Source organism: Photobacterium sp. GB-1, assembly GCF_003026165.1.
In the GTDB taxonomy this organism is placed as follows: Bacteria; Pseudomonadota; Gammaproteobacteria; order Enterobacterales; family Vibrionaceae; genus Photobacterium.
The window spans coordinates 138,089-158,612 of the sequence record NZ_PYOB01000006.1 but is presented as its reverse complement, the minus strand read 5'-3'; the positions used below and the strand labels follow the sequence as shown (position 1 = coordinate 158,612).

The following is a 20,524-nucleotide window of genomic DNA, read 5'->3' as shown; positions in this document are numbered from 1 at the left end:
AAAACGTGATTATGGCTAATAATGAACACTATACCTGATTATATATACAGGTCTATTGCTAGATATACTTTTTGGTTTTACGTGTAGGTACATGATTAGCAGGATCGTCCGGCCATGGGTGTTTAGGGTATCGACCTTTCATTTCCTTTTGTACTTCCTTATAAGAGCCCTGCCAAAAAGCAGCTAAGTCTTGGGTAATTTGCAGTGGCCTTTGTGCGGGAGACAATAATTCCAATACCAATGCCACTTTGCCATTAGCAATACAAGGCGACACTTTTTCACCAAACATTTCTTGTAACTTCACCGCAAGCACGGGTTGCTGTTGCTCATGATATCGGATCTTTATCGTCGTCCCTGTTGGTACTTGATAATGCGTAGGCAGTAGCAAATCGACTTGTTGCTTTTTATCCCAACCTAAATACGCTTCTAATGCGCTAACTACATCTAACTTAGCGACACCTTTCATGGTTTTGATCCCATTCATATAAGGCAGTAACCAACGATCAGCCGCTTCAAGTAAATCTGTTTCATCTAATGCAGGAAGCTCAAGTTCAGGTAACCAGCGAGCAGCACAACGTGCACGTGTCAGCAATGAAGAGGCTTTATCTGTCCACGTTAATACCGATAACCCTTTGCGTTTTATTGCATTAACCAACGCTTCACTGGTAAGCGCGGGATCAGGATCGGCAGCAATATCTCGACTAACGATGAGTTTGCCACAATAGATCCGATGCTCAGCACTTAAGCGCCCTTTTTTATCATCCCAATCCAGCCAGTCTTTCTTGGTAAATAACTGAGGGTGCATCAGTTGTAATTGGGCTAAATCAGCAGACACAGCAGAAAATACTCGACTGTCACCTTGCCGTGTTTTCACTACATCCGCCACCACCAAGGTATGTTCAGATGCTAAATTTTGATCAACATCGAGTATCACACCTTGGCCGTTTGCCAACTGATAACGTCCATCATAGTTACGTGTCATCGCAATACGATCAGGAAAACCTGCTGCTAACAATGCACCTAACCATAGGTTATTCACTATTAATGACGTGCTCTTAGGTTTGTCATCAAGGTGTTGATAAAGTTTTTGTCGGGTTTGTTTCGCCCGCTGGCAGTAATGCCCTGCTTTAGCAAGCTTTTGACTTTCCAATAAATGTAATTGAAAACCGAGATCCGGATTGTCCATCCCTCGCGGCGGATCTTCTAATAACGCCACAAGCATGGCTGCTGTCGACAATATTGTCTCATCCTGTTGCGCTCGGTAGCGTTCAAGGGCAAAGGCTAGAATCGCGGCATGACGAGGGTCGGCACCTAAACCTTGGATCAGTTTTCCTCGCTCAGTTTGTTGACCTCGCGTATCTATGGCGCCGAGTTGTACCAATAATTCACGAGATTGTTGCAATGCGATTGCGGGAGGAATATCAAGCCATTGTAATTCAGCGGGATCGTGACAACCCCACTGCACTAATTCCATTGCCAATGAGGTTAAATCGCTACGTAAAATTTCAGGCTGCGGGGTTGCTGGTTGACGCTTTAGTTGCTCTTCACTGTACATTCGCAGACAAATACCCGCCGATAAACGTCCAGCTCGTCCTGCTCGTTGCTCTGCAGATGATTGTGCAATACGTACTTGCTGTAAGCGGCTAATACCTGATTTTGGATCCCACTGTGCGATACGCTCTAACCCGCTATCAACCACTAATCGAATACCTTCAATGGTTAAACTGGTTTCAGCAATATTCGTCGCCAACACCACTTTACGTTGCCCATTGATTGGCGTACTGATCGCTTGTTGCTGCTGTTCAATACTCAATTGACCATAGAGCGGACAAATCATAGTTTTATTGTCGACACGATCCTGTAACGCTTGCTCTAACCGTTTAATTTCGCCGACACCCGGTAAAAATACCAGCATAGATCCTGATCCAGTGTTGAGTAATTGGCATATTGCTTGTGCCATTTTTTCAATAAGATCTCTAGGTTCAGTTTGCCCAGCGTAGCGATATTCAACAGGGAAGCAGCGTCCTTGTGATTCGATATAACTTGCCTCAGGCAATAGCGCTATCAATGCTTGCTGAGATAAGGTTGCTGACATCACCAGAATCTTTAAATCATCGCGAAGCGCTTGCTGTACTTCGAGTGCTAACGCTAATGCGGTATCGGCGTGAATAGAACGCTCATGAAATTCATCGAAGATCAGTAAATCAATGCCAGTCAGCTCAGGATCCTGTTGCAGCATCCGTGTCATCACACCCTCGGTGACAATCTCAAGCTTGGTCTTTGCACTGACTTTGGTTTCACCTCGTACACGTAAGCCGACCGTTTCCCCAACTTTCTCACCTAACTGACGAGCTAAATATCCCGCAATATTTCTTGCAGCTAATCGTCTTGGCTCTAACATTACGATACGTCCGGTAAACATATTTTGTTGTAATAATGAAAGCGGTAGAAATGTCGACTTACCTGCCCCCGGTGGCGCTTTTAAAATCAGTTGAGATGAAGATGTCAGTACTGATAATAAATTGGGTAATACGTCTACTATTGGGAGTTGTGACAAGCTGAGTACCTTATGTCATGATCGAATTTATCGGCTAATGCCATGCCTTTAATTGCCATTGTAGCGAAAAGGTAACCTACAACGAAAAACAATAATCAGCCACTGAGAGAACTATGAAATTTGCGCAACCTTTACAAGCGGCCAAACTGATCAAACGTTATAAGCGTTTTTTAGCCGATATTGAACTTGATAATAATGACATTCGCACTATCCATTGCGCTAATACAGGTGCCATGACCGGTTGTGCCGAACCTGGCAGTACCGTTTGGTATTCCACCTCTGATAATCCAAAACGTAAATACCCCAATAGTTGGGAGCTCACTCAAACACTGAGTAATGATTGGATTTGTGTAAACACAGCTCAAGCCAATCGATTAGTGGAAGAAGCCATTAAAAATGACGTAATTGATGAACTAACAGGTTACACATCACTGCGAGCTGAAGTTAAATATGGCACTGAAAATAGTCGCATTGATTTATTACTTGAGTCAGAAAGTCGACCACCCTGCTATATTGAAGTAAAAAGCGTCACCTTATTAGGGAAAGATAGACAAGGTTATTTTCCTGATGCCGTAACCACTCGAGGCCAAAAACACCTTAGAGAGTTAATGGAGATGGTCGATCAAGGCAACAGAGCGGTGCTTTTATTTGCAGTATTACATTCGGGAATTGATAACGTATCAGTAGCTGATCATATTGATCCAATATACGCTCAGCTATTAACGCAAGCAGTGAAGGCTGGTGTTGAGGTTCTTTGCTACAAAGCAGAGCTCAATAAAGAGCAAATCAAGCTGACTAATTGTATAGAATTTCGTCATTCAAACTGAAAAATGATGGTTTCTTCACATTGGTATAGAATTGAAGAAAGACATTAATTGCCACAGCCAACCCTTTCTGCTATAGATACCGCCCAAAATTAACCAGTGACGGTTATTAGGTACATTAGGAGATGCTATATGCCAGAGAGCAACGTTAAAAAATCACTAGGCATCCTGGCTATTGCTGGGGTTGAACCTTACCAGGAAAAAGCTGGTGAAGAGTATATGGGTGAAGCTCAACGCGATCACTTCCATAAGATTCTTTCAGCATGGCGTAATCAGCTTCGTGAAGAAGTTGATCGTACAGTAAACCATATGCAAGACGAGGCCGCTAACTTCCCAGATCCTGTCGATCGTGCAGCTCAGGAAGAAGAATTCAGCCTTGAATTACGTAACCGTGACCGTGAACGTAAACTGATTAAAAAAATCGAAAAAACCCTAAAGCGCATTGAAGAAGATGATTTCGGCTTCTGTGACTCTTGCGGTATCGAGATCGGTATTCGTCGTTTAGAAGCTCGCCCAACAGCAGAACTTTGCATTGACTGTAAGACACTTGCAGAAATCAAAGAAAAGCAAATGGCTGGCTAATTACGTCGCCTGCGTTAATGCCTAATTTTAGAGGGAGCGAAAGCTCCCTCTTTCGTTTACACTAGCGTGCGATTTAATTTGTGTCGCGCTATTATTAGCGCGACTTATCCATGTTGATCATTGCTTGCGCTCTAATCACGCTCAATTGAGCTTAAGATTAGCTCGCACCAAACTGAATAAGGTTCTGCGTAAAGAATCTTATTCAGTTTGGAGGGTTGCCTTGCAGCAGTATCCCCTAGCTCTGGTCAACATATTTTAACGCCGAGCCTAGTCACCTAATCAGGTCTAGGCTGCTTTATTGTTCATAATTTATGACACAGACGACACAATATATAGGACGCTTTGCGCCATCACCATCAGGGCCACTTCATTTCGGATCATTGATAGCCGCACTCGGTAGCTACTTGCAAGCCAAGTCACACCAAGGGCGCTGGATTGTCAGAATGGAAGATCTCGACCCACCACGAGAAATGCCAGGTGCTGCAGATGATATCCTTCGTACTCTTGAAGCTTATGGCTTTACGTGGGACGGTGGAATTATGTATCAAAGCCAACGTCATGATGCATACCAAAGTCAAATCGACCAATGGTTAGCCCAAGGCGATGCTTATTATTGTCAATGTAGTCGTAAAGCAATCAAAGAAGCTGGCGGTTTTTACCCAGGTACCTGTCGTAACCTCAATCAACAGCCTAAAGACAGTGCTGTTCGTTTAAAAGTGGACAAACCTATCACTCTTTTCGATGATCAATTACATGGTCAAATCGCCCTACCAACGACTGTTGCGGGAGAGGATTTTATCATTCGACGTCGAGACGGGTTATTTGCTTATAATCTTGCGGTTGTGCTTGATGATATCGAACAAGGGATCACTGAAGTTGTTCGTGGTGCTGATTTAATTGAACCTACGGGACGTCAAATCGGCTTATACCAACAACTTGGTCATTCCCCTGTAAGCTATTTACACTTACCGCTCGCTGTAACGGAAAATGGCAATAAATTGTCAAAACAAAACCATGCGCCAGCGATTGATAAAAACAATCCTCGCCCGGCTTTAGTTGCAGCGCTACAATTTTTAGGCCTTGCGCCGCCAGCAGAACTTGCTGAACTAACTGTAGAAGAAATTTTATTGTGGGGCGTTGAACATTGGCAGCTCGATAAGCTACCAAAAACCACCGCTATCACACTAGCATTCTAAAATAGTCTGCCGTGATATATTATATACGGCTGTTTGTTGAACCAGATGCACATAATGGGGTGTATTATCTTTAATCGAGTAGCCAGCTTTTGCCGTAAAGTATTGAATCGCGACAGTAGTACTCGCGTTCCAGAGGAACAAACTTTGCAAGTTTACCAACGCCAAGAGCACAGCATTTCACGTAAAGATATCAGCGAAAATGCGCTGAAAGTACTATATCGTCTAAACAAAGCCGGTTACGACGCTTACTTAGTAGGTGGCGGCGTACGTGATTTACTACTAGACAAACAACCTAAAGACTTCGATATTGCAACCAATGCAACACCAGAAGACATTAAAAAGCTATTTCGTAACTGTCGCTTAATTGGTCGTCGTTTTCGTCTTGCCCATATCCTATTTGGTCGTGACATTATTGAAGTGGCAACATTCCGCGGACACCATTCCGACGCGCCAGTACAAACGACGACACCAAAAGATAGCAAACAAAAACCGCAAATCTCGTCGCGTAGCCAAGAAGGTATGTTACTTCGTGACAACGTCTACGGCACGATCGAAGAAGATGCAGAGCGTCGTGATTTCACCATCAACGCACTTTATTACAGTGTGAAAGATTTTACGGTGACCGATTACGCCAACGGTGTTCACGATCTTAACAATCGTATTGTTCGCTTAATGGGTGATCCTGAAACCCGTTACCGTGAAGATCCTGTACGTATGCTACGCGCAGTACGTTTCGCGGTGAAACTAGACATGGAAATAGATCCTGCAACGGCAGCACCGATCAAAGATCTTGCGCCACTCATGCTAGATATTCCATCGGCACGTTTGTTCGAAGAAAGCCTCAAACTGCTGCAATCAGGGCAAGGTTTAGAAACCTACCGTATGCTACGCGAATACAACCTGTTCCAACAACTTTTCCCTATTTTGGCCGAGCACTTTACTGAAGATAACAGCAGCCAAACAGAGAAGATGATTGAGCACATCTTGGCATCTACCGATAAGCGTATTGCAGAAGATAAACGCGTAAACCCTGCCTTTATCTATGCGGCAATGCTCTGGTATCCAATGATGATCCGAGCAGAAGAAGTGTCTTTTGCCAGTGGTTTATCGTTCTACGACGCCTTTATGGTGGCTAGTAACGATATTCTTGATGATCAAGTTCGTACGATTGCGATCCCACGCCGCCATACCACGACAGTTCGCGATATTTGGCAACAGCAATTACGTTTTGCTCGTCGCAGTGGCAAGCGTGCGTTTAAAACCATGGAACATCCTAAATTCCGTGCCGCTTACGACTTCTTAGAAATGCGTGCCCTATTTGAAGGTCATGATGTTAAAGAGTTAGCGCAATGGTGGAGTGAATTCCAAAACGTGGATCGCAACCAACGCGGTAAAATGGTGCTAAACCTGAATGAAAGTGGCAGTCGTCGCCCACGTCGTCGCCGTCCGCAGCAACGCCGTAAAAAGCCACAGCCGAAATCATCATGATCCGAGCTTATATCGCAATAGGCAGTAACTTGGGCGATCCTATCGCCCAAGCTAATAGCGCCATTGATGCGTTACACGCACATCCCGATATGACGGTCATTGCTGTCTCATCCCTATATAGCAGTACACCGATGGGACCGCAGAACCAACCCGATTATATCAATGCCGTGGTAGCAATCGATACCGATTTAGCGCCGCTCGCATTACTTGATCAAACCCAAGCCATTGAACTTGAACATGGTCGAGTACGTAAAAATGAACGTTGGGGGCCAAGAACCTTGGATCTCGACATTCTGTTATACGGTGATCTCATGCACCACTGCGAACGTTTAACCGTTCCACATTACGGTATGAAAGTACGAGAATTTGTACTCTACCCGTTAGCTGAGATAAGCCCTAAGTTAACCCTACCTGACAACACCCCTTTATCCACTCTATTGGATCAGGTAGACCTAAATGGCTTAGCTATCTGGCAAAAATAAAAATCTATCAGGGCGAGGAAAAGCTATGAAGAAAATTACTATCAACGATCTCATGAAATGGAAGCAAGAAGGTCGTAAGTTCGCATCAGTCACTGCATACGATGCAAGTTTTGCTCAATTATTTGAGCAGCAGGAAATGCCAGTATTACTGGTTGGTGATTCTCTTGGCATGGTTTTACAAGGCCGTGAAGATACGCTTCCTGTTACTGTAGAAGAAATCGCTTACCACACGCGTAGTGTTCGTGCGGGTAGCCCCAATGCATTACTGATGGCTGATATGCCATTTATGAGTTATGCAACGCCAGAACAAGCTTGTGAAAATGCAGCAAAGCTAATGCGTGCTGGCGCTAATATGGTCAAACTAGAAGGCGGTGCATGGTTAGCAGATACCATTTCTATGCTAGCTGAACGTGCCGTCCCTGTTTGTGCTCACCTCGGTTTAACACCACAATCAGTCAATATTTTTGGTGGATACAAAGTACAAGGCCGTGATCTCGACAAAGCCGATGAAATGGTTAAAGACGCTATCCTATTAAAAAATGCAGGCGCACAGATCATTGTTCTTGAATGTGTACCAGCTAGCCTTGCTGAGCGCATTACCAAAGCAGTAGAGATCCCTGTGATTGGTATTGGTGCAGGTAACAGTACCGATGGTCAAATTCTAGTTATGCACGATATGTTCGGTATTTCTGCCAATTATATGCCGAAGTTCTCGAAAAACTTCCTCGCAGAAACTGGCGACATGCGTGCGGCTGTCACTAAATATATTAAAGATGTTGAGACAGGTGAATTTCCAGGCTCTCAACATACCTTTGAATAAGGAATAAAAGATGCAAACATTCGCCGAGATTGCCCCACTAAGAGAGCAAATTCGTACCTGGCGCCGTGAGGGTCGCCGTATCGCTTTTGTTCCAACAATGGGTAATTTGCATGAAGGCCACTTAACGCTAATGCGTAAAGCACGTAAACATGCCGATGTTGTTGTTGCTAGTATCTTTGTTAATCCAATGCAGTTTGATAAGGCAGAAGATCTACAAACGTACCCACGTACGTTAGAGCAAGATATTGCAAAACTAAGTCAACAAAATATGGTTGATGTGGTATTCACACCAACGCCAGAGGTGATGTACCCTGCCGGCTTAGACAATCAAACATTTGTTGAAGTGCCAGTCCTATCTAGCATCTTAGAAGGCGAATTACGTCCTGGTCATTTTCGTGGTGTAGCAACCATAGTTAATAAACTTTTTAATATTGTTCAGCCAGATGTAGCCTGCTTTGGTGAAAAAGACTTCCAACAATTGGCACTTATTCGTCAAATGGTTATCGACCTTGAGCTTGATATCAAAATTGTTGGTGTACCTACAGTACGTGAAATGGACGGTTTAGCCATGAGCTCGCGCAATGGCAAACTAACCGTTGATGAACGTCAACGAGCGCCAGTACTTGCCCGTACTATGCGTTGGGTCAGTAGCCAAATGCGTGGTGGTCGCACTGACTATGACGAGCTTGTAATCGATGCCAATGATCAATTACGTGCGGCAGGTTTACAGCCTGATAAATGTTTCATTCGTGATGCAGTCACCTTACTGCCTGTAACCGAAGGAACTCAGCAAGCAGTGATCTTGATGTCATCTCAATTAGGTAAAGTCCGCCTGATTGATAACCAAGTTGTTGACTTGGGACCGACTCAAACATCAGATGAAGATGTCGCTGAATAAACGTTAGTAATAACGATTAATAAAAAAATACCGCTCATTAAGCGGTATTTTTTTATCTCAAATATCACGTTATGAACGTAATCCAATACCGCGTGATATTAGATAGTATGCCACGCTATACAACGCAATAACAAAAACACTCAATACAGCAAACGATGTACCAATTCCCACATCAGAGACGCCAAGAAAGCCGTAACGGAAGGCATTCACCATATAAACGATTGGGTTGATCTTCGATACACCTTGCCAAAATTCAGGCAGTAGATTGATCGAGTAAAACACCCCACCAAGATAGGTCAACGGCGTTAGCACGAACGTTGGAATAATACTGATATCATCAAACGTGCGGGCAAATACCGCATTAATTAAACCGCCTAATGAGAACACGATAGATGTCATTACCACGGTGGCTACAATCACACCAATATGTGCAATGTGAAGCTTTACAAACAACAATGATACAATCGTAACTAATGTCCCTACGGCTAAACCACGTAGTACACCACCACCGACATAACCGGCAATAATGATGTAGTTAGGAACTGGCGCAACCAATAACTCTTCAATGTTGTGCTGAAATTTAGCACTAAAAAAAGAAGACGCTACATTAGAATAAGAATTAGTGATCACTGACATCATGATCAAACCTGGAACGATATAGGCCATATAACTAAACCCTTCCATATCACCTATTCGGCTACCAATTAAGTTACCAAAAATAATGAAATACAAGGTCATGGTAATGGCAGGTGGGACTAACGTTTGCACCCAAATACGTGTAAATCGATGGATTTCTTTGGCAATTAAGCTTTTAAAAGCGATCCAATATTGTTTCTTCACGCCTCAACCCCTTTATTATTCTGTGCTTGGTGTACCAAAGTGACAAACAATTCCTCTAAACGGTTACTCTTATTGCGCATCGATTTAACCTCAATCCCTTGCTCTGTTAATTGACTAAATACAGGATTTAAACTTTCGCCTTTTTTCAGTTCAATTTCCAACGTCGCACTATCAACCAATAGGCTATTGAAGCCAATCAGGTTTGGTGGCGTCTGTTGCGGGTTGATATCTAAAATAAACGTTTCTAATTCAAGCTTTCCCAATAAGTGTTTCATTGAGGTATGCTCAATCAATTCACCATGATTAATAATACCGATATTACGACACAGCATTTCGGCTTCTTCCAAGTAGTGAGTGGTAAGAATAATCGTCACCCCTTCTTGGTTTATTTTACGTAAAAACGTCCACATAGATCGGCGTAATTCAATATCGACACCCGCGGTTGGCTCATCTAAAATCAGCAACTTAGGTTCATGCATTAATGCACGAGCGATCATTAATCGACGCTTCATCCCACCGGATAAATTACGCGCACGCTCACTGCGCTTACCCCATAAATCAAGCTGTGATAAATATTTCTTAGCACGCTCTTTAGCAAGCGATCGCTCTACACCGTAATAACCTGCTTGGTTAATCACGATTTGCTCAACCGTTTCAAAAGGATTGAAATTAAATTCTTGTGGCACTAACCCTAGCTGGTTTTTCGCATCGACTTTTTCAGAGTCTAAATCATAACCAAAGATTTTTACCGAGCCCGAGGTCTTATTCACCAGTGAGCTAATGATGCCAATAGTGGTCGATTTTCCCGCACCATTAGGCCCTAATAACGCAAAAAAATCCCCTTCATCAACGGTTAAGCTCATATTCTTTAAAGCTTCCACACCGCCTTTGTAAGTTTTTCTTACATTTTTTATTTCTAAAGCGTTCATAAATTGCAATCTTTCTGTTACAAAATTAAAAGGAATTATTAATTATCTATCACTAATCCGATTTGCTATTAGCGAAGCTTGTGTATAGTAAGGAACATATCAATATAAGGTATCATCATGGCAGATATTAAGCAGCTCTTCGCAAACAACCTATCTTGGTCAGAGAACATTAAAAATGAAGATCCTGACTACTTTACCGAACTGGCAAAAGGACAACATCCACAATACCTTTGGATCGGTTGTTCAGACAGTCGTGTTCCCGCAGAACGTTTAACGGGACTTGTCTCTGGTGAATTATTCGTCCACCGAAATGTAGCCAACCAAGTGATCCACACCGATCTTAACTGTTTATCCGTGGTTCAGTATGCTGTTGATGTACTGAAGGTAAAACATATTATTATCTGTGGTCACTATGGCTGTGGTGGCGTTACCGCTGCCATTGAAAACCCACAGCTAGGTTTAATCAATAACTGGCTACTGCATATTCGCGACCTTTACTTAAAGCACCGTACTGATTTAGGTGCCCTTCCTCGCCAAGAGTGGGATGATAAATTATCTGAAATTAACGTAGCCTCGCAAGTCTATAACTTGGGTAACTCAACCATTTTGCAGCAAGCATGGGAACGCGGACAAGAAGTGAAGATTCATGGTTGGATCTATAGTACAAGCAATGGCGTACTTAAAGATCTTGGTGTTACCTCAACCAGTCGTGAAACGCTTGAAGTCGGCTACCAATCGGCAATGTCTTCACTGCTGCCACCGTTAGAACAGTCTATCAATGATCATATTACTGAAAAAACTAACTAAGCTTTAGAATCGATCATGATAAAAAAAGCGACCATCAGGTCGCTTTTTTTTTATTCCGGAACCACTTTACCAATGAAAGGTAAATGACGGTATTTTTGTGCGTAGTCGATACCGACACCCACAACGAATTCATCAGGAATAACAAAACCGTGCCAATCAACTTTCACGTCCACTTCACGACGCTCTGGCTTATCAAGTAAGGTACAGATACGAATCGAGTTAGGTTCACGCAGCGATAAGATCTCGTACACTTTATGTAATGTATTACCGGTATCGATAATATCTTCTACCAGCAGTACATCTTTGCCTTTGATGTCATCATCAAGATCTTTCAAAATCCGCACATCACGACTACTTTCCATCGTATTACCGTAGCTTGATGCAGTCATAAAATCGACTTCATGAGGCAAGTCAATCGCACGTGCAAGATCTGCCATGAACACAAAAGAACCACGCAATAAACCTACCATCACTAGATCTTTTGAATCTTTGTAACACTCAGTAATTTGCTTGCCTAGCTCTTTAACACGTTCTTGAACTTCCTGCTCAGAAATCATTACTTCAATTGTATGTTTCATTTTCTTCTCCACTTGTGCGACTGCACTAGCCATCACAGGCTACTTATTTCAAAGGAATCGCATTGTACCACTCCTCAGAAATAATGGTTATTTAATCAATAGTGTCAATAATCCGAAACACTTTAGATTAGTTATATTTGCCGAACAGTTGTTTATTATGTAACCTAGCTTTATTAAAGCAGATGCATAAACAGTTTTTATTCTTAGGCTAGGGATTATTAATTATGGATACGATTACAAAAAAAACCCGTACTCGTCTTTCACCTGAAAAGAGAAGACAACAACTTCTTGATTACTCATTAGAAGTTTTTGCCAGAAGAGGTATCGGTCGTGCAGGGCATGCTGATATCGCTGAAATGGCAAACGTTTCTGTTGCAACTGTGTTTAATTACTTTCCAACCCGTGAGTCACTGGTTGAACAAGTACTCATTGAAGTTGAAAACGAGTTTAGTGCATTACTAGAAGAATGTTTGGGTGATAAAAACAAGACACTGCATGCACGTTTAACCTGTATAAGTCACAATCTTATCGATACAGTTTTAGAGCAACAAGATTGGATTAAAGTATGGTTTGAATGGAGTACTTCGGTACGTGATGAAGTATGGCCACAATTTGTTGAAACCAACCGTAATAACCTTCATAAAGTACGTGATGCGTTTGCCCAAGCTATCGATAATGGTGAAATTACTACCGCACAAAAAGCCGATGATTTAGCGAAATTATTACACGGTATTTGTTACGTAATTTATATCCAAGCTAATTTACTGCCAGATCAAACTGCACTCCAAGAACAAGCTGAAATCTACCTTGAAGCATTAGCTTTAAATCGCTAATTCAAGTGCATAAATAATAAAGCCTGCATCATGCAGGCTTTATTATTAGCAAAATTGAGCTCAACTATCTCTTTGCAAACAGCTACGCAACCGCAAACACCACTGGTAAATGAGGCTCAACTTCAACTGCAACACGATCGCCAACATTCATCAATAAATTTGAATTAACAATCAATTTATAACCTGAAAAATCAACCGTGTAACGACAGCTATCTCCCATGAATTGTTGTTCGATAATTTCACCATCACCATCGTTTTGTAGCATGACACGCAAGTTTTGTGGCCTTAATAGCCAATCAACAGACGTCTCATCAAGTAACGTTTCATTAGACGCTAACGCTAACTCACCTAATGGTGTCAGCAAACGCGTTTGATTTTTTACCGTCGCTGGAAGGTAAGACCCGGTACCGAGGAAATCAGCAACAAATCGACTACTTGGCTGATAATACAACTCTGTAGCACTACCAAATTGTTCAATCACACCATGATTCATTACTGCCATTTTATCAGCAAAAGCGAAAGCTTCTTCACGGCTATGGGTAACAAAGATCGCTGTCACTCCCTGCGCTTTAAAGATTTTTCGAATATCACGAATCAAACTATGTCGTACTTGTGTATCTATGTTAGAAAATGGCTCATCTAACAAAATCAAATCAGGCTCACACGCCAGTGCCCGAGCAATCGCGACACGTTGCTGTTGTCCTCCTGATAATTGGTGTGGATAACGATCCTCTAACCCTGTTAAATGCACCAAGGTTAACATTTCTTGGATCTTGGCGTCTGTACGGGCTTTATCCCAATGGCGTAGACCAAAGGCAATATTTTGCGCCACGGTTAAATGCGGGAACAAGGCATAGTCTTGGAAAATCATCCCAATATTACGTTTTTCTGGTGGTACCCATTGCTGCTTATCAACAATTGTCCGCCCATTAATCGACATTAAGCCTTGTTCTAAAGGCAGCAATCCTGCAATCGCTTTTAACAGCGTTGTCTTACCACAGCCACTTGCGCCTAGCAGACAAACGATCTCACCTGAGTTAACCGCTAACGATAAGTCTTGCAACACAGCCTGACCATGGTAACTACAGGTTAAGCCGCTGACAGATAATGCATGTTTCATTAGTTCTTTTGCTCCAAAGATCGGTTAACCAATACCAAGGGAATTAAACCCACAACCACCAGCAAAATAGCCGGTAATGCAGCTAGCTCTAGCTGTTCATCTGACGCAAAATTAAATACGTAAGTCGCTAAGGTTTCAAAATTAAATGGCCGCAGCAACAAAGCTGCATTGAGCTCTTTCATCGACTCAATAAACACCAGTAACCCCGCAATTAAACAACCCCGACGTATTAACGGCAAATGGACTTTTCTCAACATCGCCGTTGAGGCATAACCCATGGTTTTCGACGCCATATCTAATGATGGCGATACTTTGGTTAAACTTGTTTCAATGCTACCAATCGCAACGGCAGCAAAACGGACCACAAAGGCAAAAATAATCGCGAATATCGAGCCTGAGAAAATTAACCCCGGACGACCTAGCCCTAAGCTAATCGCAATATCATTAACCAGATGATCAGCACTGGTTAGTGGGATCATCACCCCTATCGCCAACACAGTACCCGGTACTGCGTAGCCTAATGACGATAAACGGATTGGTATTTGGCTAAGACCGTTACCATCAAGGCGTCGATAAAAGTTAACCAAAAGCCCTAACATTACCGCTATAACAGCAGCAGTAATCGAGACAAATAAGCTATTTAAGCTGTACTGTTTAAATTCAGGCGTCCAACTTTGGCTAAAATACTCAACAGCGTAATAACCCAGTTGTAGTAGAGGAAAAATAAAAGCACAGCCAACAAGCCCCCAACACCATACGAGTGCTAGCCACTTTTTCCATCCTCTTAAGTTGTACTTAACATCCCCATCGTTATCGCATTGATGTTGAAACATCTTTTGCTTACGACGACTGAAACGCTCACAACTGATCAAAAAGAAAATAACAAGCAACATGATGGCTGAAATTTTCGCGGCAGCATAAAGATTAGAATAACCTAGCCACGTATCATAAACCGCTGTCGTTAGTGTATTAACGGCAAAGTAACTAACCGTACCAAAATCTCCTAATGCTTCCATCGCCACAAGCGACACACCAACAGCAATAGCCGGACGTGCTAACGGCAGTGAAATGCGGCGGAAACTTTCCCAGGGGGTGCAACGAAGCAAACGTGCTGATTGCAATAAGCTGACGCTTTGCTCCATAAAAGCAGCACGAACAAGAAGATAAATATAAGGATACAGTACTAACGCTAAAACAAAACATGCCCCGCCTAATGAGCGAAGGTCAGGAAACCAGTAGTCACTAACATGCTGCCAGCCGAACATACTACGTAAAAAAATCTGAATTGGACCCGCGTAGTCAAACCAATTAGTATAGAGGTAACCAACAATATAGCCGGGCATAGCTAAAGGTAAAACAAGTGCCCATTGAAGTGTTTTTTCAGTTGGTAAGCGGCACATTGCCATTAACCAAGCAGTAGGAAGACCGAAGCACAGAGATAACAGTACCGTGCCAAAAACTAAAGCAACAGTATTAAAGGCATAGGTAGGCATCACCGTATTCATTAGGTGACCAAACACCTCATCTGAATTACCCATTGCGGTAAAAAATATTGCCAGAATGGGAAAAACCAGTAGCAGAGCAAAGGTCCAACTACCGGCTTTCCAGAACAAAAACTTTTCTTTCATTGACTACTACTTAGTATTTTCCAATATCTCAACCATAAGAAAAACGGCAAGATTAAGTATCGACATTCCCTAGTGATGGGAAGAGGAAACTACCACAACTTATTGTGAAATTTACCAAGCATGATGCAAAAATGGGGCTTAGCACCCCATTTATTTTGTAACTAATTACAGATCAAACTTCACTTCATCCAGCAGTTTTGTTGCTGCATTGTGGTACTGTGCAATCTTGTCTAGTGATACATCATCAGCTTTAAAATCACCCCAAGATGCCACAAGCTCTGAGCGCTTCACACCCTCTTTAACTGGGTATTCATAGTTCACTTCAGCGTACATTTCTTGTGCTTTATCAGACGTTAAGAATTCCATTAACTTAAGTGCGTTAGCTTGGTTTGGCGCGTATTTCGCCATTGCCATTCCACTTACGTTAACGTGCGTACCATTACCTTCTTGACCTGGGAAATTAATATAAACCGCTTCAGCCCATGGTTTTTGGTTTTCATCGTTAACCATCTTACCTAGGTAGTAGCTGTTACCAATCGCTAAATCACATAGGCCTTCTTTAACCGCTTTAACTTGTCCGCGGTCGTTACCTTGAGGTTTACGAGCAAGGTTTGCTTTCACACCTTCTAACCATGTTTTCGTTTCTGCTTCGCCGTAATGTGCAATCATCGATGAAACGAGTGAAACATTATATGGGTGCTTACCTGAACGTGTACAAATTTTACCTTTCCACTCAGGCTTTGCTAAATCAGCATAATCAAAAGACGCTGGTAGCTTACCTACACGATCTTTTGATGAATATACGTTTCGCGTACGCAATGTTAGAGCAAACCACTCATCTTCGTTATCACGAAACTGTGCAGGAACATTACCATCAATCAGCTTGCTATCCACTGGCTGAACTAATTTCTTATCAGATAGCTCTACCAAACGGCTAATATCGGTTGTTAGGACAACATCAGCAGGGCTGTATTCACCTTCTTGCTCAAGCTTTTCAGCAAGACCTTTTTTAGCAAATTTCACATTAACTTTAATACCAGTTTCTTTTGTGAATTCGTTAAACATAGGCTCAACTAAGAAAGGTTGGCGGTATGAATAAACATTAACCTCTTCAGCCGCAGTGGCAACTTGAGGAGCGGCTAAACCCATAAGGATTGCTGAAGCTAAAAGCTTTTTCATTGATTATTCCCTTAAATGCAAAATGTAATGATAACGTTTCTCAATAAGATTCATTATACGTAAAACACTTACCTTCGCAATCCAGTAGTTACAATTTATTACAATCAAAAATAAAACTCGCCACCCATTTCTAGGTGGCGAGTTTTTATCTATAAATTAATCAATTACTTATATTTTATTTCACGCTAACAAATTCTGGGTAGGCGTCAACACCACAATCATGTGAATCCATACCTTCCAGTTCTTCCTCTTCTGTTACGCGAATACCAACCGTGACTTTTAGTACACCCCATACCGCTAAACTTGCTGCAAACACCCAACCGAAGATAACCGCAGCACCAAATAACTGAGTCATAAAGCTTGCATCAGCATTACTAAATGGCACGACCATTAGACCAAATAAACCACATACACCGTGTACTGAAATCGCGCCTACTGGATCATCAATCTTCACTTTATCAAGCGCAATGATACTAAACACAACTAATGCACCAGCAACCACGCCAATAATTAACGCAGCAACAGGTGATGGCGATAATGGATCGGCCGTGATAGCTACAAGACCGGCTAACGCGCCGTTTAACACCATAGTTAAATCAGCTTTACCCCATGTTGTTTTACATACTGCTAGTGCTGCAATGGCACCAGCGGCAGCTGCGGCATTCGTATTTAGGAAAATTTGACCAACAGCCGTTGCGTTTTCAAAGTCAGATACCATTAACTGTGAACCGCCGTTGAAACCAAACCAACCGAACCACAGAATAAATGTACCTAATGTCGCAAGTGGCATGTTTGAACCCGGAATTGGGTAAATCTCGCCATTTTTACCATACTTACCTTTACGTGCTCCCAGTAACAATACACCCGCTAGTGCTGCTGCAGCTCCTGCCATATGTACAATACCTGAACCTGCAAAGTCGCTAAAGCCTGCTTCTGATAGGAAACCACCACCCCATGTCCAGTAACCTTCTACAGGATAGATAACCGCTGTTAGCACTACAGAAAAGATTAAGAATGACCATAGCTTCATACGTTCAGCTACCGCACCAGAAACAACAGACATCGCAGTCGCAACGAAGACAACTTGGAAAAAGAAGTCAGATTCTAAAGAGTGATCAGCGCCTTCAGCTTGCGTACCAATTAATGCTCCAAACGAGGGTAACCAACCACCCGCACTATTATCGACATACATAATGTTGTAACCAACCAGTAGATACATGGTACAAGCGATAGCGTATAAACAAATATTTTTAGTTAAAATTTCAGTGGTGTTTTTCGAACGTACAAGGCCTGCTTCTAACATCGCAAAACCTGCCGCCATCCACATCACTAATGCGCCAGAGAGCAAAAAGAAAAATGTGTCTAACGCATAACGTAATTCTATTACTGTTGTTGATAATTCCATGGTCGTCTTCCCCTAATAACCCAATTCATCAATTCTTTTATTGTTGTGAACTACAGTGCTTCTGTGTCCACTTCACCGGTACGAATACGTACCGCGTGCTCAAGATCGTAAACAAAAATTTTGCCGTCACCGATTTTCCCGGTTTGTGCGGCATTGCTGATAGCTTCAACAATGGCATCTAAATTCTGAGCTTGCGTTGCAATTTCAATTTTCACCTTAGGTAAAAAATCAACCTGATATTCAGCACCACGGTAAAGCTCTGTATGCCCTTTCTGTCGGCCAAATCCTTTGACTTCCGAGACGGTCATACCTTCTACACCGACATCGGCTAATGCTTCACGTACGTCGTCTAATTTAAATGGCTTAATAATGGCGTTAATTATCTTCATTGCTTGCTCCTCAAATACCCAATCCTTGATGTTTACAGTTATTTAACAAACAAGCATTGTGCCAACTTTTATTTACATTAAAATTCAATAGCTTAAGATATTTAAAGAAAATTAACGAAAAAAGGCTGCACCATCACAGTGCAGCCTCCTCACTAACATGAAGCATAAAAACGCCTCAAATCAATTCTATTTTTAAAGCTCGATAAGAAAATTAAAAACGCGCAATAAAAGTACGCCAACCTTCTAACACTTGCTCAAGATCTTCAAAACCACAAACAGAAAGACTTTCTTCATCATAGAAATGAAAATCCTCTTCAAAGTCTTCCTCTTCTTCTGAAAACAAACAGTTAGCTTGAACCAAGGCTTCATTATCTTGCAATAATAGGGTTAATTCCTCCCCCACTAAACGCCATTCTTGGCTACTGTTTTTCATTGCACTAAGTTGATCCATGATGAGATCGATCTTCTCGGTATCCTTACCTATTTCTTCAATGATCCAACGACCCAATACTTCATGACCCATAGAGAAAATAGCGTGATAAGTACCGTCCAAGGTATTTTTTTTAAATTCGTAGTCCATACCTTTCGTTCCTCATAGATGATCTTCTTGCTTTAATAAGCTGATAAAATACAGCCTATATGCTGCCGCCCATTGTCAGGATCTACTCAAGAAATGCAACTCAATACCACAAGTAGACGCAAATCGTGCTAAACAATGACGTAACCATAACAAAAATGCTCGTATTCCTTCTCTTCGTTTAGAGCTCATTATTATGAAAATTATTATTGCTCCTGATTCTTACAAAGAAAGCTTAACGGCAATGGAAGTGGCTACCGCGATTGAAAACGGTTTCCGCCAAGTATTACCAAACGCTGAATACATAAAGCTTCCCATGGCTGATGGTGGTGAAGGCACAGTTCAATCATTGGTGGATGCTAGCAACGGTCGCATTATTGAGTGCACAGTAACAGGACCGTTAGGCGAACAAGTGAATGGCTTCTTCGGCTTAATGGGGGATGGAAAAACCGCGATTATTGAAATGGCTGCAGCTTCCGGTTTACATCTTGTTAGCCCTGAGCAGCGAAACCCCATGTTAACCAACAGCTTTGGGACTGGTGAATTAATTCTCGCAGCATTAGATAAAGGAGTTGAACACATCATCGTCGGTATCGGTGGTAGCGCAACTAACGATGGTGGTATCGGGATGGCACAAGCGTTGGGGATACGTCTACAGGATGAAAACAACAACCCAATTTACTTCGGCGGCGGTGCGTTAGCTCGCTTACACCATATTGATATTAGTGATATCGACCCTCGTCTTGCTCAGGTCAAATTAGAAGTTGCCTGTGATGTCGATAATCCACTGTGTGGTGAAAAAGGGGCATCTCAGGTATTTGGCCCACAGAAAGGTGCAACACCTGAGATGGTAGTGCAACTCGATACCAACCTCGCCCATTATGCAGAAATCATTAAACGCGATTTAGGTACTGATGTAAAAGACATGGCAGGTGCAGGGGCTGCTGGCGGTATGGGAGCTGCTTTACTTGGACTATTTAACGCACAGTTACGCCCAGGGATAGAAATCGTTATGGATGCGGTCAATTTAGCAGATGTATTAAAAGACGCTGATTTAGTGATCACTGGTGAAGGCCGCATTGATAGCCAAACGATTCACGGTAAAACCCCGATTGGTGTGGCACGTACGGCCAAGCGTTTTAACAAACCTGTCATTGGTATTGCAGGATGTTTATCTTATGACTGTGATGTTGTTTATGAGCACGGTATTGATGCGGTATTCAGTGTCGTACCACGCTCGGTAAGTTTAGCTGAAGCACTTGCAGAAGCTGCAATTAACGTTGAGCTCACAGCACGTAATGTCGCAGCGATTTACACCTTAGGTCGCTAATAAAAACTTTTTCCATACCAACAAAAAACGCCTCGAATATTCGAGGCGTTTTTTATTATTTA

At 42.3% G+C, this 20,524-nt stretch carries 20 protein-coding genes; 10 read left to right on the top strand and 10 right to left on the bottom strand.

Translation table 11 applies throughout. From position 1 onward, the window contains the following. Window positions 1-58 precede the first annotated feature (58 nt). The gene (hrpB, locus tag C9J45_RS09015) at window positions 59-2,557 is read right to left on the bottom strand and encodes an ATP-dependent helicase HrpB (RefSeq protein WP_107292447.1); all 2,499 of its coding nucleotides are present in this window, start codon (window positions 2,555-2,557) and stop codon (window positions 59-61) included. A 113-nt stretch (window positions 2,558-2,670) separates the two neighbouring features. On the opposite strand from hrpB, the gene sfsA reads away from it, so the two are divergent. The 7 genes from sfsA to panC all read left to right on the top strand — a co-directional run bounded on the left by sfsA (window position 2,671) and on the right by panC (window position 8,847). Continuing rightward, window positions 2,671-3,384 (top strand): DNA/RNA nuclease SfsA, encoded by a 714-nt coding sequence (gene sfsA, locus C9J45_RS09010; protein ID WP_107206586.1) that lies wholly within the window; start codon window positions 2,671-2,673, stop codon window positions 3,382-3,384. 129 nt (window positions 3,385-3,513) lie between these two features. Then, the gene (dksA, locus tag C9J45_RS09005; RefSeq protein ID WP_006647288.1) at window positions 3,514-3,963 is read left to right on the top strand and encodes an RNA polymerase-binding protein DksA; all 450 of its coding nucleotides are present in this window, start codon (window positions 3,514-3,516) and stop codon (window positions 3,961-3,963) included. Window positions 3,964-4,274: 311 nt separating this feature from the next. Continuing rightward, window positions 4,275-5,159 carry a tRNA glutamyl-Q(34) synthetase GluQRS gene (gene gluQRS / locus C9J45_RS09000; protein ID WP_107287284.1) on the top strand — a complete coding sequence of 295 codons (885 nt, stop codon included), beginning with the start codon at window positions 4,275-4,277 and terminating at the stop codon, window positions 5,157-5,159. Between the two features lie 54 nt (window positions 5,160-5,213). Beyond that, the gene (pcnB, locus tag C9J45_RS08995) at window positions 5,214-6,647 is read left to right on the top strand and encodes a polynucleotide adenylyltransferase PcnB (protein ID WP_255418453.1); all 1,434 of its coding nucleotides are present in this window, start codon (window positions 5,214-5,216) and stop codon (window positions 6,645-6,647) included. Continuing rightward, complete coding sequence (folK, locus tag C9J45_RS08990; RefSeq protein WP_107206583.1) at window positions 6,644-7,129, top strand: 2-amino-4-hydroxy-6-hydroxymethyldihydropteridine diphosphokinase; 486 nt, start codon at window positions 6,644-6,646, stop codon at window positions 7,127-7,129. The genes pcnB and folK overlap by 4 nt, the downstream gene beginning before the upstream one ends. A 25-nt stretch (window positions 7,130-7,154) precedes the next feature. Beyond that, on the top strand, window positions 7,155-7,949 hold the full coding sequence (gene panB / locus C9J45_RS08985) for a 3-methyl-2-oxobutanoate hydroxymethyltransferase (protein WP_107206582.1): 795 nt from the start codon (window positions 7,155-7,157) through the stop codon (window positions 7,947-7,949). Window positions 7,950-7,959: 10 nt separating this feature from the next. Beyond that, window positions 7,960-8,847 carry a pantoate--beta-alanine ligase gene (panC, locus tag C9J45_RS08980; protein WP_107206581.1) on the top strand — a complete coding sequence of 296 codons (888 nt, stop codon included), beginning with the start codon at window positions 7,960-7,962 and terminating at the stop codon, window positions 8,845-8,847. 69 nt (window positions 8,848-8,916) lie between these two features. Here the strand turns inward: panC and C9J45_RS08975 are convergent, their stop codons facing one another. After that, window positions 8,917-9,687, bottom strand: a complete 771-nt coding sequence (locus C9J45_RS08975) for an ABC transporter permease (RefSeq protein WP_107206580.1) — start codon at window positions 9,685-9,687, stop codon at window positions 8,917-8,919. Then, window positions 9,684-10,616, bottom strand: coding sequence for an ABC transporter ATP-binding protein (locus C9J45_RS08970; protein ID WP_107260193.1), 933 nt, complete (start codon window positions 10,614-10,616; stop codon window positions 9,684-9,686). The genes C9J45_RS08975 and C9J45_RS08970 overlap by 4 nt, the downstream gene beginning before the upstream one ends. Window positions 10,617-10,733: 117 nt before the next feature. On the opposite strand from C9J45_RS08970, the gene can reads away from it, so the two are divergent. Then, window positions 10,734-11,423, top strand: a complete 690-nt coding sequence (gene can, locus C9J45_RS08965; RefSeq protein ID WP_105060977.1) for a carbonate dehydratase — start codon at window positions 10,734-10,736, stop codon at window positions 11,421-11,423. A 50-nt stretch (window positions 11,424-11,473) separates the two neighbouring features. Here can and hpt read toward each other — a convergent pair whose 3' ends face one another. Then, window positions 11,474-12,001, bottom strand: a complete 528-nt coding sequence (gene hpt / locus C9J45_RS08960) for a hypoxanthine phosphoribosyltransferase (RefSeq protein WP_107206578.1) — start codon at window positions 11,999-12,001, stop codon at window positions 11,474-11,476. A 224-nt stretch (window positions 12,002-12,225) separates the two neighbouring features. Here hpt and C9J45_RS08955 point away from each other — a divergent pair, with 224 nt between their 5' ends. Next, window positions 12,226-12,834 (top strand): TetR/AcrR family transcriptional regulator, encoded by a 609-nt coding sequence (locus C9J45_RS08955; protein WP_107206577.1) that lies wholly within the window; start codon window positions 12,226-12,228, stop codon window positions 12,832-12,834. 82 nt (window positions 12,835-12,916) lie between these two features. On the opposite strand, the gene C9J45_RS08950 is transcribed toward C9J45_RS08955, so the two are convergent. From C9J45_RS08950 to C9J45_RS08925, 6 genes are all read right to left on the bottom strand, one after another. Further along, window positions 12,917-13,954: an ABC transporter ATP-binding protein gene (locus C9J45_RS08950; protein WP_107206576.1), complete on the bottom strand. Its 1,038-nt coding sequence runs from the start codon at window positions 13,952-13,954 to the stop codon at window positions 12,917-12,919. After that, window positions 13,954-15,582: an iron ABC transporter permease gene (locus C9J45_RS08945; RefSeq protein ID WP_107206575.1), complete on the bottom strand. Its 1,629-nt coding sequence runs from the start codon at window positions 15,580-15,582 to the stop codon at window positions 13,954-13,956. Before C9J45_RS08945 ends, C9J45_RS08950 begins: the two co-directional genes overlap by 1 nt. A 165-nt stretch (window positions 15,583-15,747) precedes the next feature. Next, on the bottom strand, window positions 15,748-16,761 hold the full coding sequence (locus C9J45_RS08940; RefSeq protein ID WP_107206574.1) for a Fe(3+) ABC transporter substrate-binding protein: 1,014 nt from the start codon (window positions 16,759-16,761) through the stop codon (window positions 15,748-15,750). Window positions 16,762-16,936: 175 nt separating this feature from the next. Then, a complete protein-coding gene (locus tag C9J45_RS08935; RefSeq protein WP_107206573.1) occupies window positions 16,937-18,166 on the bottom strand; it encodes an ammonium transporter in 1,230 nt (409 codons plus the stop codon). A gap of 50 nt (window positions 18,167-18,216) precedes the next feature. Further along, on the bottom strand, window positions 18,217-18,555 hold the full coding sequence (locus tag C9J45_RS08930; RefSeq protein ID WP_008987933.1) for a P-II family nitrogen regulator: 339 nt from the start codon (window positions 18,553-18,555) through the stop codon (window positions 18,217-18,219). Window positions 18,556-18,766: 211 nt separating this feature from the next. After that, the gene (locus tag C9J45_RS08925) at window positions 18,767-19,135 is read right to left on the bottom strand and encodes a YacL family protein (RefSeq protein WP_107292446.1); all 369 of its coding nucleotides are present in this window, start codon (window positions 19,133-19,135) and stop codon (window positions 18,767-18,769) included. Between the two features lie 193 nt (window positions 19,136-19,328). Here C9J45_RS08925 and C9J45_RS08920 point away from each other — a divergent pair, with 193 nt between their 5' ends. Further along, on the top strand, window positions 19,329-20,462 hold the full coding sequence (locus C9J45_RS08920; protein ID WP_107292445.1) for a glycerate kinase: 1,134 nt from the start codon (window positions 19,329-19,331) through the stop codon (window positions 20,460-20,462). Window positions 20,463-20,524: the final 62 nt, after the last annotated feature.